General features: G+C 71.2%; 14 protein-coding genes. 6 read left to right on the plus strand and 8 right to left on the minus strand.

Annotation, left to right across the window (positions count from 1 at the left end; all coding sequences use genetic code 11):
- Positions 1-72: 72 nt before the first annotated feature.
- Complete coding sequence (locus tag V1457_RS22490; protein WP_338596589.1) at positions 73-1,851, minus strand: ABC-ATPase domain-containing protein; 1,779 nt, start codon at positions 1,849-1,851, stop codon at positions 73-75.
- A 233-nt stretch (positions 1,852-2,084) separates the two neighbouring features.
- On the opposite strand from V1457_RS22490, the gene V1457_RS22495 reads away from it, so the two are divergent.
- Positions 2,085-2,885 (plus strand): lysozyme, encoded by an 801-nt coding sequence (locus V1457_RS22495; RefSeq protein ID WP_407074793.1) that lies wholly within the window; start codon positions 2,085-2,087, stop codon positions 2,883-2,885.
- Positions 2,886-2,944: 59 nt separating this feature from the next.
- On the opposite strand, the gene V1457_RS22500 is transcribed toward V1457_RS22495, so the two are convergent.
- Together V1457_RS22500 and V1457_RS22505 are read right to left on the minus strand one after the other, a co-directional pair.
- Complete coding sequence (locus tag V1457_RS22500; RefSeq protein WP_200072511.1) at positions 2,945-4,057, minus strand: LCP family protein; 1,113 nt, start codon at positions 4,055-4,057, stop codon at positions 2,945-2,947.
- 257 nt (positions 4,058-4,314) lie between these two features.
- Positions 4,315-5,571: an aminotransferase class III-fold pyridoxal phosphate-dependent enzyme gene (locus V1457_RS22505; protein WP_338596593.1), complete on the minus strand. Its 1,257-nt coding sequence runs from the start codon at positions 5,569-5,571 to the stop codon at positions 4,315-4,317.
- Positions 5,572-5,698: 127 nt separating this feature from the next.
- Here V1457_RS22505 and V1457_RS22510 point away from each other — a divergent pair, with 127 nt between their 5' ends.
- Positions 5,699-7,192, plus strand: a complete 1,494-nt coding sequence (locus V1457_RS22510) for an NAD-dependent succinate-semialdehyde dehydrogenase (RefSeq protein WP_200072513.1) — start codon at positions 5,699-5,701, stop codon at positions 7,190-7,192.
- A gap of 264 nt (positions 7,193-7,456) precedes the next feature.
- On the plus strand, positions 7,457-8,605 hold the full coding sequence (locus V1457_RS22515; RefSeq protein ID WP_338596595.1) for a glycerol dehydrogenase: 1,149 nt from the start codon (positions 7,457-7,459) through the stop codon (positions 8,603-8,605).
- A 66-nt stretch (positions 8,606-8,671) separates the two neighbouring features.
- Here the strand turns inward: V1457_RS22515 and V1457_RS22520 are convergent, their stop codons facing one another.
- The 4 genes from V1457_RS22520 to V1457_RS22535 all read right to left on the minus strand — a co-directional run bounded on the left by V1457_RS22520 (position 8,672) and on the right by V1457_RS22535 (position 11,571).
- A complete protein-coding gene (locus V1457_RS22520; protein ID WP_307850244.1) occupies positions 8,672-9,379 on the minus strand; it encodes a GntR family transcriptional regulator in 708 nt (235 codons plus the stop codon).
- A 19-nt stretch (positions 9,380-9,398) separates the two neighbouring features.
- The gene (locus tag V1457_RS22525) at positions 9,399-10,160 is read right to left on the minus strand and encodes a maleate cis-trans isomerase (RefSeq protein ID WP_338596598.1); all 762 of its coding nucleotides are present in this window, start codon (positions 10,158-10,160) and stop codon (positions 9,399-9,401) included.
- A 144-nt stretch (positions 10,161-10,304) separates the two neighbouring features.
- Complete coding sequence (locus V1457_RS22530) at positions 10,305-11,063, minus strand: Asp/Glu racemase (protein ID WP_338596600.1); 759 nt, start codon at positions 11,061-11,063, stop codon at positions 10,305-10,307.
- Between the two features lie 13 nt (positions 11,064-11,076).
- Positions 11,077-11,571 carry a DUF3830 family protein gene (locus tag V1457_RS22535; protein ID WP_338596602.1) on the minus strand — a complete coding sequence of 165 codons (495 nt, stop codon included), beginning with the start codon at positions 11,569-11,571 and terminating at the stop codon, positions 11,077-11,079.
- Positions 11,572-11,841: 270 nt separating this feature from the next.
- Here V1457_RS22535 and V1457_RS22540 point away from each other — a divergent pair, with 270 nt between their 5' ends.
- Positions 11,842-12,849, plus strand: coding sequence for a D-2-hydroxyacid dehydrogenase (locus V1457_RS22540; RefSeq protein ID WP_338596604.1), 1,008 nt, complete (start codon positions 11,842-11,844; stop codon positions 12,847-12,849).
- Entirely contained in the window at positions 12,846-14,282 is a 1,437-nt protein-coding gene (locus V1457_RS22545) for an amidase (RefSeq protein ID WP_338596605.1), read from the plus strand. Before V1457_RS22540 ends, V1457_RS22545 begins: the two co-directional genes overlap by 4 nt.
- A 2-nt stretch (positions 14,283-14,284) precedes the next feature.
- Here V1457_RS22545 and V1457_RS22550 read toward each other — a convergent pair whose 3' ends face one another.
- Positions 14,285-15,283, minus strand: coding sequence for a putative sulfate exporter family transporter (locus V1457_RS22550; protein WP_338596607.1), 999 nt, complete (start codon positions 15,281-15,283; stop codon positions 14,285-14,287).
- Between the two features lie 114 nt (positions 15,284-15,397).
- Between V1457_RS22550 and V1457_RS22555 the strand changes: the two genes are divergently transcribed.
- Complete coding sequence (locus tag V1457_RS22555; protein WP_200072521.1) at positions 15,398-16,294, plus strand: LysR family transcriptional regulator; 897 nt, start codon at positions 15,398-15,400, stop codon at positions 16,292-16,294.
- Positions 16,295-16,503: the final 209 nt, after the last annotated feature.

A 16,503-nucleotide genomic window follows, 5' to 3' on the forward strand; every position in this document is an offset into this window, starting at 1 on the left:
TGGGCCTCCTCGCGACGAGACTCCGCTCACCCACAAGGTGCCCCCGAGCCGGGCCGGGACAAACCTGGCGGATCAGTCGCGGAACGCGCCCACCCGCAGCGCGCGCAGCCGGTTCAACGCCGCGGCGAGTTCGAAGCGCCGCGGCACCGCGAAGTCGCCGACGTAGCGCTCGTCGACGGCGGCCACGCCCCGCTCGACGACCTCGGCGCTGTAACCGTCGAGCACCTCGGCCACCGTGCGCGAGCCGTCCAGCAATCCGGAACGCGCGCAGGTCACCAGCGCCAACCCGATCCCGGTGACCTGCGCGGGGTCGACGATCTGCTCCACCGCGCGCAGCTCCACAGTGGAATCGCCCAGCGTGAGCGCATCGGTGCCGCGGGAGCGCACCTTCGGCCGGTCCACCGGGATCGACCGCGGATCCGGCACGCGCCGGCGCACCGCCGGGAACCCCTCGGCCTCCCGGTTGCGGCCGGTCGGATTCGCCGCCAGCGCCTTGGCCTGGCCGGTGACCTCCCGAGCCCGGTAGGCGTCCATCATCAACACCTGGTCGGCGACGTCCATGTAGTCCCCGGAACCGCCCATGACCAGCACCGTCGACACACCCCGCTCGCGCGAGAGCGGCCGGATCAAATCCAGGAACGGCGTCAGCGGCTCGGACTCCTTGGCCACCAGCGCCTGCATCCGCGCATCGCGGATCATCAGGTTCGTCGCCGCGGTGTCCTCGTCCAGCAGCAGCACCCCGGCACCGGCCTCCACCGATTCCACGATCGACGCCGCCTGCGAGGTCGATCCCGAGGCGTTGTCGGTGGAGAAGTCCGTGGTGTCGGCGCCGGTGGGCAAGTGGCTGACGAACGGGCTCACATCCACCCGGTGCACCCGGCGACCGTCCTCGGCGCGGACCTTGACCGTGTCCTCCCGGCAGACCACGAGCTCGCGACCGTCACCGGGCACGTGGTCGTAGATGCCGTTCTCCAGCGCCCGCAACAGCGTCGACTTGCCGTGGAACCCGCCGCCGACGATGAGCGTGATCCCGTCCGGGATGCCCATGCCGGACACGACACCGCGGTTGGGGACCTCGATGTCGACCCGCATCGACGCCGGTGACTCGAAGGCCACGGCATCCGACAGCGGGCGCTCGTCGACGCCGCTGCGCCGCGGCAGGATCGCGCCGTCGGCGACGAAGGCGACCAGTCCGCGCGCGGGCAGTGCCTCCCGCAGCGCGTCGGTGTCCTCGACCGACTCGACGAACTCGGTCATCCGCGCCCGATCGGCGGTGGCATGGCGCAGCGCGTGCTCGACCATGTCCGGCAGGTCCTCGCACAGCGACTTCTCCGCAGCGCGGCCGTCGATGCTGCGGCCCTTGCCGGGCAGGTCGATGCCCAGGCGCAGCCGCACCGCACCGTCGACGACCTGGCAGGAGCTGCGATCGAGGACCTGCTGGCGACCGGCGTCGACGCGCAGGCCGCTGTCGCGCAGCCTGCGGTGCGCCGCGCGCACCAGGAAACCGGCCAGCGCGCGGGCGCGCACCGGCGTGCGCCACAGCTCCTTGGGAAGCTCCGCGGTCTCGGCGTCCACTCGCACTTCGCAGCGGCTGGCCGGCGCGTACGGGTCCGGCTGGACCTTCTGGATCTCCAGGGTGAACCCGTCGAAGCGCCACTGCCCGGACAGCGATTTGTACCGCCCGTAGCTGGCGCCGTGCATGTCCCGCAACGCCGAGCGGAGCCCACCGGCATCGCGCGGTCCCTTGTGCCCAGCGGGACCGCCGCGTTTCGGGCCTTGCTCGCCCCTCCTGCCCGGGGCTTGATCGGGGCGGCGCCGCGGCCCGCCCGGTCCGCTCGTTCGTTGTGCCATGTCCCGAGACGTACCCGAAGGCATCGGGATTATCCAACTCGGGGCCGCGATGCGAGCCGTGCACATCGATGTGCAATCGCGCTCGGGCATGCAACCGATCACGCGGTTATTCTCCCTGCGCGCATGATCTCGCACGCTATGTGCACACGACCACCGAAGGTGCAAAGCCGCCAGTGTCAAGGAGGCGAACCGTCGTGCCAGTCCCCCGCAGCCGCCGGCCCCGAACCACGGCACTGCTCTCCCACGGCCTGGTGACTCTGCTCAGCGCAGCCGTGTTGACCACTGTCCCCGGAACCGCCGCGGCTCGCCCGGCGAACCACCCCGACCCCGGCCGCGAAGGCGCGTGGGCCGGCTACAGCATCGGCCGCTCGGCCACCGAAGGCGTGCCGCGCAGCGCAGCGCCCCGTGCCGGAGGCGTGGCCGGGATGGACGTCAGCGGGCACCAGGGCGCGGTGGACTGGGCGAAGGCGTGGGCCGACGGCGCCCGGTTCAGCTACGTCAAAGCGACCGAAGGAACCGGGTTCATCAGCGACTCCTTCAGTCAGCAGTACGACGGTGCGGCGTCGGTGGGCATGGACCGCGGCGCCTACCACTTCGCGCTGCCGGACCGCGCCAGCGGCGCGGCGCAGGCGAACTACTTCATCGACCACGGCGGCGGGTGGCTGCCCGACGGGCGCACCCTGCCCGGCGCGCTGGACATCGAGGACAACCCCTACGGCGAGATCTGCTACGGCATGGCGCCGCAGCAGATGTCGGACTGGATCGCCGAGTTCAGCAACACCTACAAGCTGCGCACCGGCCGCTACCCCGCGATCTACACCACGACCCGCTGGTGGGACCGCTGCACCGGCGCGAACCCGGACTTCGGCGCGAACAACCCGCTGTGGCTCGCGCGGTTCGCCCCGGAGATGGGACCGCTGCCGGCCGGTTGGGACTTCCAGGCGATCTGGCAGTTCGCCAACTCCGGGATCTTCCCCGGCGATCAGAACTCGTTCAACGGTGACGCGGCCCAGCTGGAGCGCTTCACCCTCTGACAGCAGCGCAACGACGAACGGGGGGACCGGAAAACCGGTCCCCCCGTCGCATGTTCGGCTCACTTCTCGATGAGGTCCGGCGGGATCGGTTCGCTCTTGGCGATGGCCTCGAACATCCGCGAGGCGTCCTCGGAGTCCCACTTGATCACCGACTGGCCGCTGGAGGACCTGCCGAAGTCACCGAAGGGCACGCTCGTGGTGATGCCCTCACCGCTGCTGACGTCGCCGAGCGCCTTGGTCAGCCAGAACAGGTGCCAGACGTGGCCGCCCTCGTCGAGCAGGAACGTGGTGCCCGCGGCGTTGGCCAGCGGCACCAACCGGAACGGGTTGAGCAGCGTGCCCGGCCCCATCGCCTTGTCCACCAGCGCGCCCAGCAGCTTGCGCTGGTTCTCCGCGCGTTCCAGGTCACCACCGGACAGCGAGTAGCGGGCCCGCACGAACGCCAGCGCCTGCGCACCGTTGAGTTCCTGCGGCCCGGCGGGAAGGTGCGCGTTGGCCTTCTCGTCGTCCATCGGCTTTTCCAGGTTCATGTCGACCCCGCCGACGGCGTCGACCAGCTCGGAGAACCCGCCGAAACCGATCTCGGCGTAGTGGTCGATGTGCACGTCGGTGGCCGTCTCCACGGTCTGGGCCAGCAGCTTCGGCCCGCCCTCGGAGAACGCGGCGTTGAGCTTGTCCTTGCCGTGCCCGGGGATCGACACGTAGGAGTCGCGGGGCAGGCTGATCAGCGCCGGTTTGCCGCCGCCGGAGGGGATGTGCACCAGCATCATCGAGTCGGTGCGGCGCCCGGCCGCGTCACCGGCCGAGAGTTCCTCGCGCTGCGATTCGTCGAGCCCTTCGCGGCTGTCCGAGCCCACCAGCAGCCAGTTCGTGCCGGGCGTGTCGGCGATCCGGTTCGGATAGTCCAGCGCGGGCGTGCGCTGCAGCACGCTGTCGACGTAGATGCCGAAGCCGACCACGATCAGCACCAGCACCAGCAGCGTGATGCCGATGCGCCGGGGCCAGTTCGCCCGTTTGCGCCGCGGCGGTGGCGGACCGGCCGGACGCCCGCCTTCGGGAGGCCGCGGCGGCTGCGGAGGCGCGGCACCGCCCTGCCGGTTGCGGGCACCCCGGTAGTAGTCGTAACCGCCTTGCTGCGGTCGCCGGCCTGGATTCGCCGACCAATCACTCATGACCTTCACACCTGCGGAGTCGACTCACCGGCACGCTCGGTGCCGACCTTCGCCGTGCAGCATCCCAGAAGCCCGCACGGGCGTGGCACACCGCTATCGGAACGGTATGGAAACCACTCTGCTGCGCACCGGCGCAGTTACCGAGCCGACACGCACGGCGGCCAGCCGATGGTCGGGTTTTCCCGCTCCAACAGCGGCGCCGGGACGCGAAAACGGGGTGCGGCGAGACTGCCGCACCCCGTTCGCAACCGGTCCGTTCAGCCGGAAACCGCCGCCGAGACCGCCTCCGACCACAGTCGCACCGCCTCGTCGACCTGTTCGGAATTGACGATCAGCGGCGGGATCATCCGCACGACGTTGCCGCGCGGGCCGCAGGTCAGCAACAGCAGCCCGCGCTCGGCCGCGGCGGCGTGCGCCCGCGTGGCGGTCGCGGTGTCCGGGGCCCCGTCGGAGGTGGTGAACTCGTTGCCGACCATGAGCCCGCGCCCGCGCACCTCGCCGATCACCGGGTGCTCGGCGGCGACCTTGCGCAGCCCTTCCTGCAACCGGGCGCCCTGCTCGGCGGCGTTGCCGACGAGGTCGTTCTCGCGCACCACGTCGAGGGTGGCGATCGCCGCGGCCGCGGCCACCGCGTTGCCGCCGTAGGTGCCGCCCTGCGAACCCGGCCACGCCTTGCTCATCAGCTCCGCGGAGGCCGCGATGCCCGAGAGCGGGAAACCGCTGGCCAACCCCTTGGCGGTGATCAGCACGTCGGGTTCGATGGTGGAGTGCTGGTGTCCCCAGAACTTCCCGGTGCGGCCCACCCCGGTCTGCACCTCGTCGGCGATCAGCAGGATCCCGTGCCGGTCGGCGCGTTCGCGCAGCCCTTCGAGGAACTCCGCGGGCGCCGGGATGTAACCGCCTTCGCCGAGCACCGGCTCGATGATGATCGCGGCGGTGTCCTTCGGGGAGGTCACGGTGACCAGCAGCTGGTCCAGCTCGCGCAGCGCGAAGGCCACCGCCTCCGACTCGGACCAGCCGTGCCGGTAGGTCTCCGGGAACGGGGTGAACGCCACGCCCGGCATCATCGGGCCGATCCCGGCGCGCACCTTCACCCCGGAGCTGGTCAGCGAACCCGCGCCCATGGTGCGGCCGTGGAAGCCGCCTTCGAAGGCGATGATGTTCTGCCGCCCGGTGGCCTGCCGGGCCAGCCGCACCGAGGCTTCGACGGCCTCGCTGCCGGAGTTGAGGTAGAACATCCGGTCCAGCCCGGCGGGCAGCACCTCGCCGAGCCGCTCGGTCAGCTGGAGTAGCGGCCGATGCATGACTGTCGTGTACTGGCCGTGGATCAGGGTTCCCACCTGGCGCTGCGCAGCTTCCACCACGCGCGGGTGGCAGTGCCCGGTGCTGGTCACCCCGATCCCCGCGGTGAAGTCGAGGTAGCGGCGGTCGTCCTCGTCGTAGAGGTAGACGCCCTCCCCGCGGGCGGCCAGCACGGGTGTCGCCTGCTGCAACACCGGCGAGAGCTCAGCCATGATCGACTCCAAAGCTGTCGTGTCGGCTGTGATGTCCCGACTGTAGGATTGTTGACAATCTAGCTCGACATGCAACCATCACGGCTGCGTCCTGTCCACCCGCCGAAATGGAAGGTCCGCTGAAGCGATGAGCACCACCAGCAGCACGCCTGCCAGCACCGAGACCCGAGAGGCCCGCGTCGTCGAGGCCGCTCCGAAACAGCTGCTCATCGGCGGCAAGTGGCGCGGGGCCAGCGGTGACCGCAGCTACGAGGTCGAAGATCCCTCCACCGGCCGGGCGCTGTGCTCGGTCGCCGACGCCACCCCCGAGGACGGGCTGGCCGCGCTCGCGGCCGCGCACGACGCCCAGTCCGGCTGGGCCGCCCACCCGCCGCGCGAACGCGGCGAGATCCTGCGCCGCGCGTGGGAACTGATCACCGAGCGGCACGAGGACCTCTCGCTGCTGATGACCCTGGAGATGGGCAAGCCGCTGATCGAGTCCCGCGCCGAGATCACCTACGCCGCGGAGTTCTTCCGCTGGTTCGCCGAAGAGGCCGTGCGCATCGACGGCGACTACGCGGTGGCCCCGAACGGCAAGGGCCGGTTCCTGGTCACCCGCCAGCCGGTCGGCCCGGCGCTGCTGATCACCCCCTGGAACTTCCCGATGGCGATGGGCACCCGCAAGATCGGCCCGGCGATCGCGGCCGGCTGCACCTCGGTGATCAAACCCGCGCACCAGACGCCGCTGTCGATGCTGGCGCTGGCCGACATCCTCAACGAGGCCGGGCTGCCCGAGGGCGTGCTCAACGTGGTCACCGCCCGCGGCGCCGGCTCGGTGATGGAGCCGATGATCCGCGACGGCCGCGCCCGCAAGCTCTCGTTCACCGGCTCCACCTCGGTGGGCCGCAAGCTCATCGAGCAGTCCGCCGAGCAGGTGCTGAAGGTGTCCATGGAACTCGGCGGCAACGCCCCGTTCCTGGTGTTCGACGACGCCGACATCGACGCCGCGGTCGACGGGGCGATGCTGGCGAAGATGCGCAACATCGGCGAGGCGTGCACCGCGGCCAACCGGTTCTACGTGCACGCCGACGTCGCCGACGAGTTCGCCCGCAAGCTCACCGACCGGATGGCCGCGCTGCGGATCGGGCGCGGGGTCACCGACGACGTCGAGGTCGGCCCGCTGATCGACTCCGCCCAGCTGGACAAGGTCGACGAGCTGGTCAGCGACGCGGTCGGCCGCGGTGCGCAGGTCGAGCTCGGCGCCTCCCGCGGCGACGGCGAGGGCTACTTCTACCAGCCCACGGTGCTCAAGAACGTGCCGTTGCAGGCGCGGATGACCTCCGAGGAGATCTTCGGCCCGGTCGCGCCGATCAGCACCTTCACCGACGAGCAGACCGCGCTGCGCGAGGCCAACAACACCGAGTACGGCCTGGTCGCCTACCTCTACACCCGCGACATCCAGCGCGCGCTGCGCGTGTCGGAGCAGCTGGAGACCGGCATGGTCGGGCTCAACCAGGGCATGGTCAGCAACCCGGCGGCACCGTTCGGCGGGGTCAAGGCGTCCGGGCTGGGCCGCGAAGGCGGCAAGGTCGGCATCGACGAGTTCCTGGAGACCAAGTACATCGCCATCGGCGGTCTGTGACCGCCGCTTCCCGCGCAGAAACCGGTGCCCCGCACGTTGCGACGTGCGGGGCACCGTCGTGAGGGCCGAACAGCGGTGCGCGCAACCGTCGTTGTCAGCATGTGGAGTCCTGATTGCTCCGAATGGGCGTGCGCGATCAAAATTGACGGGTCAACCGATACAGGTGCGCCCGGCCGCGACGGCTCGTCCGCCGCCCGGCGCGCACCCGCCCCGCGACGGACCCCGCGGTCCCGCCCGGGGCGTCCACGCAGGAGGGACGATCCGATGACCGAGACACCGGCGGCGCTGCGCACGATGATCTCCCCAGGCCGCTACGTGCAAGGCCGCGGCGCACTGCAATCGCTGGGAGCCAACGTGGCCAAGCTCGGCAACCGGCCCGTGGTGCTGGCCGATGACATCGTCCGCGAGCTGACCGAGACCACGATCACCAAGTCCTTCGGCGAGGCCGGGCTGCCGGTGGTCTTCGAGCGCTTCAACGGTGTGCCCACCGCCGCGGAGAGCCGCCGCGTTGCCGAGGTGCTGCGCGAGCAGGGCGCCGACGCGATCGTCGGGGTCGGCGGCGGCGCACCGATCGACACCGCCAAGGCCGCGGGCGACGACACCGGCCTGCCCACGGTCAGCGTGCCCACGGTCGCCTCCACCGACGCTCCGTGCTCGGCGCTGTCGGTCGTCTACACCGCCGAGGGCGCGTTCGAGGCCTACCGCTTCTACGACCGCAACCCCGCGCTGGTGCTGGTCGACACCCAGCTGGCCGCGAACGCCCCGGCGCGGTTCCTCGTCGCAGGCATCGGCGACGCGCTGGCCACCTGGATCGAGGCGCGCGCGGTCGAGCAGTCCAACGCCGCGACGATGGCCGGTGGGCAGGCCACCGGCGCCGGGCGGGCACTGGCGAAGCTGTCCTGGGACATCCTGTGGGAATCGGCGCTGCCCGCGGTGCACGCGGTGCAGAGCAACCTCGTCACCCCGGCCGTGGAGGCGGTCGTGGAAGCCAACACGCTGCTGTCCGGGCTCGGGTTCGAATCCGGCGGGCTGGCCGCGGCGCACGCGGTGCACGACGGGCTCACCGCCGTCGAGCACACCCACGGCCTCGCGCACGGCCAGAAGGTCAACATCGGCTCGATCACCCAGCTGATCCTGGAAGGCCGCCCGACCGCGGAGATCAACGACTTCGTCGAGTTCACCACCCGGGTGGGCCTGCCGACGACGCTGACCGAGGTCGGCCTGGCGGGTGCGGAGGACTCGGTGCTGCGCACCGTCGCGGAAGCCGCCACCGACCCGGCCGAGACGATCCACAACCTGCCGTTCCCGGTCACCGTCACCGAGGTCGTGGACGCGCTCAAGGCCGTCGAGGTCACCGGCCGCGCCGTGCGCGCCGACAAGGGACTGCCCGAGCCGGTCGCACACCAGCACTGACCGACCGCGCGCGGCCAGCGGTCGCCGACGGGCGGCGACCGCTCGTCGGGCCCTGGCCGCGCGGGATCAGTGCGCGGCGTCGGACAGGTGCGGGGTGTAGGCGTTGAGGCGTTCCAGCGCGTCGTTCATGTGCGCCTCCAGCCGCTGCAGCAGCAGCACCTCGTCCCCGTCCTCGATCGCGTCGACGAGCCCCTTGTGCTCGTCGACCAGGGTCTGGGCGTCGGCGGTGTACTTGTCCTGCAGCGCGGTCAGGCACATCCGCTTTTCCACCAGCAGCGTCTGCGCCATCCGCTGCAGCCGCGGGCTGCCGGACACGCGCACCAGCGTCTCGTGGAACTCCTGGTCGGCGTCGCTGAGCTCGATCGCGTCGCCGCGCCCGGCGGCCGAGACGATCCGCGCCTGCGCCGCGGTCAGCTCCGCGACCGCCTCCACCCGGTGCTTGCGGATGATCCGCTCGCAGGCCGCCCGCTCCACGGCCAGCCGCCCCAGGTAGATGTCGGCCACGTCGTCGGCGTCCAACGTCGTGACGAACAATCCCCGGTGCGGCTCGCTGTGCAGCAGGCCTTCCTGCACCAGGCGCTGCATCGCCTCGCGCAGCGGGCCGCGGCTCACACCCAGCCGCGAGGACAGCTCCGCTTCGCCCATCTGCGTGCCCGGCGGCAGCGAGCCGTACATGATCGCCGAGCGCAGCTGGTCGGCCACGATCGCGGCAGTGGATTTGCGCTGCACCGGCTCTAACTCGCCGTGCTGGTTCTGCTCGTCGACACCGAGCACCTCACATCATCTCCTCGCATCAGCTCGAAACCGGGCCGGCTCCCCACTGCTGCGCCGTCGTCCCGGACTGCCGGAACAGGGTGCCCAGGCCCTCGTGCGGTCCTTTGTCCCCGGCCAACCGCAAGACCTCCCACGCGCTGACCTGGTTGGCGGTCAGCACCGGCTTGCCGATGCGCTGCTCGAGCTCGTCCAGCCACGCCGCGGTGTGCAGCGCGGTGTCCGGCATCAGCAGCGCCTGCGCCGTCGGGTCGTCGTTGGCCGCGGCGAACTCCAGCACCTGCTCGCGGCCCAGCGTGCCCACCTCGGCGGCGGTGACGATGCCGCGGCTGGACAGCCGGGTCACCTCGACGCCGCCGTGCGCCAGGAAATCGGCGAACCGGTCGGCGACATCCGACGGATAGGTCGCCGCGACCGCGACCCGCCCCAGCCCGAGCCGCGCCGCGGCGTGCACGAACGCGAACGAGGTGCTGGAGGTCGGCAAGCCGGTCACGGCTTGCAACTTCTCGACCTGGTCGCGCGCACCGTCCCAGCCGAAGACGAAACTGCCGCTGGTGCAGGCCCAGATCACCGCGTCCACCCCGTGCGCCAGCAACTCCCGGGCTCCCTCGGCGAGCACCTCGGACGAACCCACGTCCAGCAGCGCGTCCACCCGGTGAGCGTCCTCCCGCATCAGCGTGTGCACCAGCGGCAACCGGACCTGGTCACCGAAGATCCGCTCCAGTGCGGGGTAGTCGTCTTCGGCGCTGTATCCGGGGTAGAGAATCCCTGCGGTGATCGGCACCGGCAGCTCCCTCCTTGACTCGTCCGGCGGGGACGGCGAGCACCGCCTCCGCCGAAACGGCACCGGACCTGCGGTCGATTGTCGACAATGTTACCGCACGGTCCGATGCCGCTCCCAATAGCGGAAATGCTTTCGTAACCGGTTTCAGGCCGCGGACTCGTCCAGGGCCTGCACCAGGCGCTGCTGCGGAGCGACCGCGGGCATCCCGATCGCGCGCAACGCGCCCCACATCGTGACTTGGTTGGCCGTGAGCACCGGCTTGCCCAGCTCCTGCTCCAAGGGCCCGATGATGTCGTAGGTCGGCAGGTTCGTGCAGCTGATGAACATCGCATCGGCCTCCGGGCGGTCCGCCGAGCGCACGATGTCGACCACCTGGCGGTAGTTGACCTTCCAGATCTGGCCCAGCAGCCCCAGACCGACGCTGGTGACCACCTCGATGTCGTGCTCGCCGAGGAAACCCACCAGCCGCTCGGTCACGTTCTCCACGTACGGGGTGGCGATGGCGATGCGCCGGGTGCCCAGCGCGTGCAGCGCCTGCACCAGCGCACCGGAGGTGGTCACCGCGGCGGGCGCACCGGCCTCACGCATCACCGTGATCAGATTGCGCTCCCCGGCCGCGCCGTCGACGAAGCTGCCCGATGCACATGCGTAGGCCACCACCTCCGGCTCCGGTGAGAGCAGGTCGCGGGTGGCCGAATGCACCGCTGCCTCGTCGGAGATCAGCGAAGCCATCTCCACCGTCATCGGCACCGGCACGAACGCCGTGCGCGTCAGGTACAACGTGACCTCGTCCGGCACCCAGCGCCACAGCTCGCGATCCATCGCCAGGTCGAACGGGGCGACCACGCCCACGCCGCGCTGCGGCGCCGGACCGGACACCGCCCCGAGGAAGTCGTCCGGCATGTGGCCGCCCGCCTCAGGCCGAGTGGCGTTCGTAGCGCAGGCGCTCACCGACGCTGCCCGAACGCCACACGTCGTTGCACGCCTCCGCGAACGGCCCCAGGTTCTCCACGATGGCGCCGTAGACGTTGCCCGGCACCCAGCCGACATCGCCGTTGAGCAGCAGGTTGTTGCGGCCGTAGAAGATCGCCAGGTCGATCACGCCGGGCAGCTCGTCGATGTCCTTCTCCTGCTTGAACTCGCGGTCGAGCATCCCGCTGTCGAAGGAGAAGTACACCAGGTCACCAGGGATCGGCGTGACCGTCGGGTTCTCCTGGCCCGGCTCCCGCTCGGCGAAGCGCGGGACCATCGTGTAGATCTCGTTGCGCGCGTACTTCGCGTGGTGCACCGGCCCGGCCTGCGGCAACGCCTGCCACACGGCCTCGCAGGTGCGGGGTGCGTCCTTGTCCAGCAGCTCCGCGACGCAGGACACGCCACGCTTTTCCAGCGTGATCGACAGGTACCTGGGCATCGGTGAAATTCCGTTTCGGTGAGGGTGCGAGTGCATGGGTCTCCGCATGTCTCGGCTCGCGCCCACCTGACTCGGCTCACCGCCGATGGGGACCACGCCGTGCCCTGCATCGGGCCGGAGACGTGCCACCGCAGCCGGGCGCCGCCCGGCGGGGTACCTGCGGATTGTTGACAATCCTACGAGTGCTTTCTAGCGTGTCAATCCCCGGTACCGCACGGCCCGGCCTGCGACGACGCGCCGCCCACTCCCCGCCCACTCCGAAGGCAGCTCATGACCCAGCACCCGCCGACCGTCGTCGTACTGCACGGGGGCACCCCGCCCCCGGTGATGGACCGGATCGAACAGATCGCCTCGGTCCGCTACGCCACCGAGCCCGAACTGCCCGCCGCTCTGCCGGGCGCCGATGTGCTGTTCGTGTGGGACTTCCGCTCCGACGCGGTCGCCGAATCCTTCGCCCGCGCCGACGCGCTGCGCTGGGTGCACGCCGCCAGCGCCGGAGTGGACCGGCTGCTGTTCCCGCAGATGCTGGAGTCCGCGGTCGCGGTGACCAACTCCCGCGGCGTGTTCGACCAGCCGATGGCCGAATACGTGCTGGCCACGGTGCTGTCGTTCGCCAAAGACCTGCACACCAGCGTCCGGCTGCAAGACCGCAAGCAATGGCGGCACCGCGAAACCGAACGCATCGCGGGCAAGCACGCGCTGGTCGTGGGCACCGGGCCGATCGGCCGCGCCATCGCCACCCAGCTCTCCGCCGCGGGGCTGCGCGTGTCCGGAGCGGGCCGCGTGGCCCGCGACGACGACCCCGACTTCGGCACCGTGCAAGCCTCCGCCGACCTCGCCCTCGGCGACGTCGACTACCTGGTGCTGGCCGCGCCGCTGACCGAACAGACCCACGGGCTCATCGACGCCGACGCCCTCGCCCGGTGCAAACCCACCGCGCGGCTGATCAACGTCGGCCGCGGCGAACTCGTCGTGCAACCCGACCTCGTCGAAGCGCTCGAAGCAGGCCGGCTCGGTGGCGCTGCGCTCGACGTGTTCGACACCGAACCGCTGCCGCAGGACTCGCCGCTGTGGGAGATGCCGAACGTGCTGGTCTCACCGCACATGTCCGGCGACACCGTCGGCTGGACCGAGGAACTCGTGCAGCTGTTCCGGGAGAACCTGCGCAGCTACGCCGCAGGTGGCCCGCTGCGCAACGTGGTGGACAAGCAACGCGGTTATGTCAGCGGCCCCGGCAATGCCGGCGGCCAGACCAGCGGAACGGAGCGCGATCGATGACCTCGACCCCCGAAGCAGCGGCATCAGCGACAACCGCCACCCCGGTTTCCGCGGCCGATCTGACCGCCACCGAGCTACTCGCCCGCTTCCACACCGGCGAGCTGTCCCCCGTCGAAGCGACCGAAGCCACCCTGGCCCGCATCGCCGAAGCCGACCAGGCCGTCAACGCCTTCTGCCTCGTCGACCGCGAGCGCGCGCTGCAGCAGGCCCGCGCCTCCGAAGCCCGCTGGGCACGCGGCGAACCAGACGGCGCGCTCGACGGCGTGCCCACCTCGATCAAGGACATCTTCCTGACCAAGGACTGGCCCACGCTGCGCGGCTCCCGCACCGTCGAGCCCGCGCAGAGCTGGACCGTCGACGCGCCCACCGTCGCGCGGCTGCGCGAGCACAACGCGGTGTTCGTCGGCAAGACCACCACGCCCGAACTGGCCTGGAAAGGCGTCACCGACAACACCTTGAGCGGCATCACCCGCAATCCGTGGGACACCGCGCGCACGCCGGGAGGTTCCAGCGGCGGCGCGGCCGCGGCGGTCGCGCTGGGCATGGCGCCGCTGGCGATCGGCACCGACGGCGGCGGCTCGGTGCGCATCCCGGCGGCGTTCTGCGGCATCTTCACGATCAAACCCACCTACGGGCTCATCCCGCACTACCCGGCCAGCCCGTTCGGAACCCTGGCGCACGCCGGGCCGATGACCACCACCGTCACCGAGACCGCGCTGATGCTCGACGTGCTGACCGGGCCGGACAGCCGCGACTGGTCCGCGCTGGCGCAGCCGGCCGGGTCGTTCCTCGACGGGCTCGACGACGGCGTGCGGGGACTGCGGATCGCCTTCAGCCCCGATCTGGGGTTCGCCCACGCCGACCCGGAGGTGGCCGAAGCGGTCGCGCGGGCCGCCGAGGTGTTCACCGAACTCGGCGCCACCGTCGAACGTGCCGACCCCGGCTTCAGCGACCCGGTCGCCGACTTCCACGTGCTGTGGTTCGCCGGTGCGGCCAAGTCCGTCGAGCACCTCGACGAGCGGCAGCGGCAGCTGCTCGACCCCGGACTGCGGGAGATCGTCGAACAAGGGCTCACCTACTCCGCCCAGGACTACCTGGAAGCCACCAACACGCGCATGGCCCTCGGCCAGCGCATGGGCGCCTTCCACGAGACCTACGACCTGCTGCTGACCCCCACGGTCGGAATCCCGCCGTTCGAGGCCGGGCTGGAGGCACCGGCAGGTTCGGACTCGCCGCGCTGGACCGGGTGGACGCCGTTCACCTACCCGTTCAACATGACCCAGCAACCGGCTTCGAGCGTGCCGTGCGGGTTCACCTCGGACGGGCTGCCGATCGGGCTGCAGATCGTCGGCCCGCGGCACGGCGACGGCCGCGTGCTGCGCGCGTCGCGGGCGTTCGAGCAGGCCCGGCCGTGGAGCCGCCCGCGACGCTGAGCTCAGGCCGTCACCAACACCCCGGCGATGGTCACGCCGGTGATCAGTGCGGTCGAGGCCGCGCCCAGCACCAGCGCCTTCGGGCCGGTGCGCGCCAGCGCGGCCAGCCGCATCGAAGTGCCGAGCGCGAACAGCGAACCGGCCATCAACACGGTCGTGACCTGCTGCGCTCCCGCGAGCGCAGCGGCGGGCAGCAGGCCGGTGCTGCGCACCAGCATCGCGAGCAGGAATCCGGTCACGAACCACGGCAGCACCGGCGGGCGCTCGCCCGATCGGGCGCGGATTCGCCGGGTCTGGCTCAGCAACGCCACCAGCGGCGCCAGCAGCACCACCCGGCTGAGCTTGACCACCACCGCCACCGCGACCGCAGCCGTGCCCACCGGCGACGCCGCGGCCACGACCTGCGCGACCTCGTGCACGCTGCCGCCGGCGATCCGGCCGTACTCGGCCGGGGCCCACCCGAGCATCGCCGCCAGTGACGGCAACAGCGCCATCGCGGCCCCACCGAACACGGTCACCATCGCGACGCTGGTGGCAACGTCCTCGTCGTCGCGGTCCACGACTCCTTCCACAGCCATGATCGCCGAAGCGCCGCAGATCGAAAACCCGGTCGCCACCAGCACCGACAATCCGCGCGAGACCACGAGCAGCCGACCGAACGCCACCGTTCCCACGTAGGTGACGACCACGGCCACCACCACAACGACCAAGGTCGCCGCCCCCAGGTGCAGCACTTGACCGACCGCGAGCTGCACGCCCAGCAGGACCACACCCACCCGCAGCAGAACCCGCGTAGCCCAGCGCAGACCGGGACGCACCGACGCAGGCACCGGAACGTTCCCCACCAGAACACCGAGCACCACCGCCGCGGTCAGCGGACTCACCCAGGACACCGCCGAGGCCAGCATCCAGGACAGCGCGGTCGCCGCGGCGGTCAACGCCAGCCCCGGCAGCAACTGCTGCCAGGGCCGGCCGGTTCGATCTTCTCGCGCAAGCTGCATGGGCACGAGCCTTGCGCCCGCGGCGCCCCAGCTGTAGCCGTGAGCAGGAGAGGTCGTCATAGCCGCAATGCATGACCGAGGCGAACTCGGCGCCGTGCTACCCAGGAAGGCACCATGACCGAACCCGACCTGCCGTCCTTGCGGCTGCTGGTGCTCGTCGACGAGCTCGGCAGCATCGGCGCCGCCGCCACCGAATTGCGGATCAGCCAGCCTTCCGCGAGCAAACGGCTCAGCGGCCTGGAACGCGGCCTCGGCCTGCACCTGCTGGAACGCACCAAACGAGGTGCCACCCTCACCCACGCCGGAGCCACCGTCGCCGGATGGGCCCGGCACGTGCTCACCGACGTCGACGCGCTGCTGACCGGCGTGCGGACCCTGCACGCGAAGCACGAGCAACGGCTTCGGGTCGCCGCGAGCATGACCATCGCCGACTACCTCGCACCGCGCTGGGTCGGCGAACTGCGCAACGCCTTCACCGGACTGCGCATGGAACTCGACAGCGCCAACTCCGCAGCGGTCACCGACGCCGTCCGGCACGGGCGCGCCGACCTCGGTTTCCTCGAATCACCCGAAGTGCCCGAGGGTGTTTCGGTGCGCTACCTCAGCCAGGACCGGCTGGCCGTGGTGGTTCCGACGTCGCACCCGTGGGCGCGGCTGCGGCGGCCACTGGACGCCGCGGAGCTCGCGGGCACGCCGCTGATCGTCCGGGAGACCGGCTCGGGCACCCGCGAAACGCTCGACCGCGCACTGGCGACGGCCTCGGTCACACCCGCCGAGCCGCTGCTGGAACTGCACTCGACCACCGCGGTCCGCAACAGCGTGGTGGCCGGAGCCGGGCCTGCCGTGCTCAGCATGATGGCGGTGGGCACCGACCTCGACGCGGGTCTGGTCGTGGAAGCACCGGTCACCGGGCTGGATCTGACGCGGCCGCTGCACGCGGTCTGGCAGGCCGGGCGGCGGCTCACCGGCCCCGCGGCGGCCCTGCTGTCGGTCGCGCTGCACCGGAGCTGACGAGCACCGAGATCCACTCGATCCAGTGATGCGAACTCGCGTTCGACGGCGGCATGGTGGAGTCATGCCCGCAACGATCGCCACCACCACGCATCGCGCGACCCGCCCGCAAGCCTCGCACGACAGCCCGCCGCGCCCGTTCCGCGACGCCAGCAGAACTATCCGCAATGCACTTCCACGTGTCGGCGTCGGTGCGGCACGGACAGAAC

This window comes from Saccharopolyspora sp. SCSIO 74807 (assembly GCF_037023755.1).
Classification (GTDB): Bacteria; Actinomycetota; Actinomycetes; order Mycobacteriales; family Pseudonocardiaceae; genus Saccharopolyspora_C; species Saccharopolyspora_C galaxeae.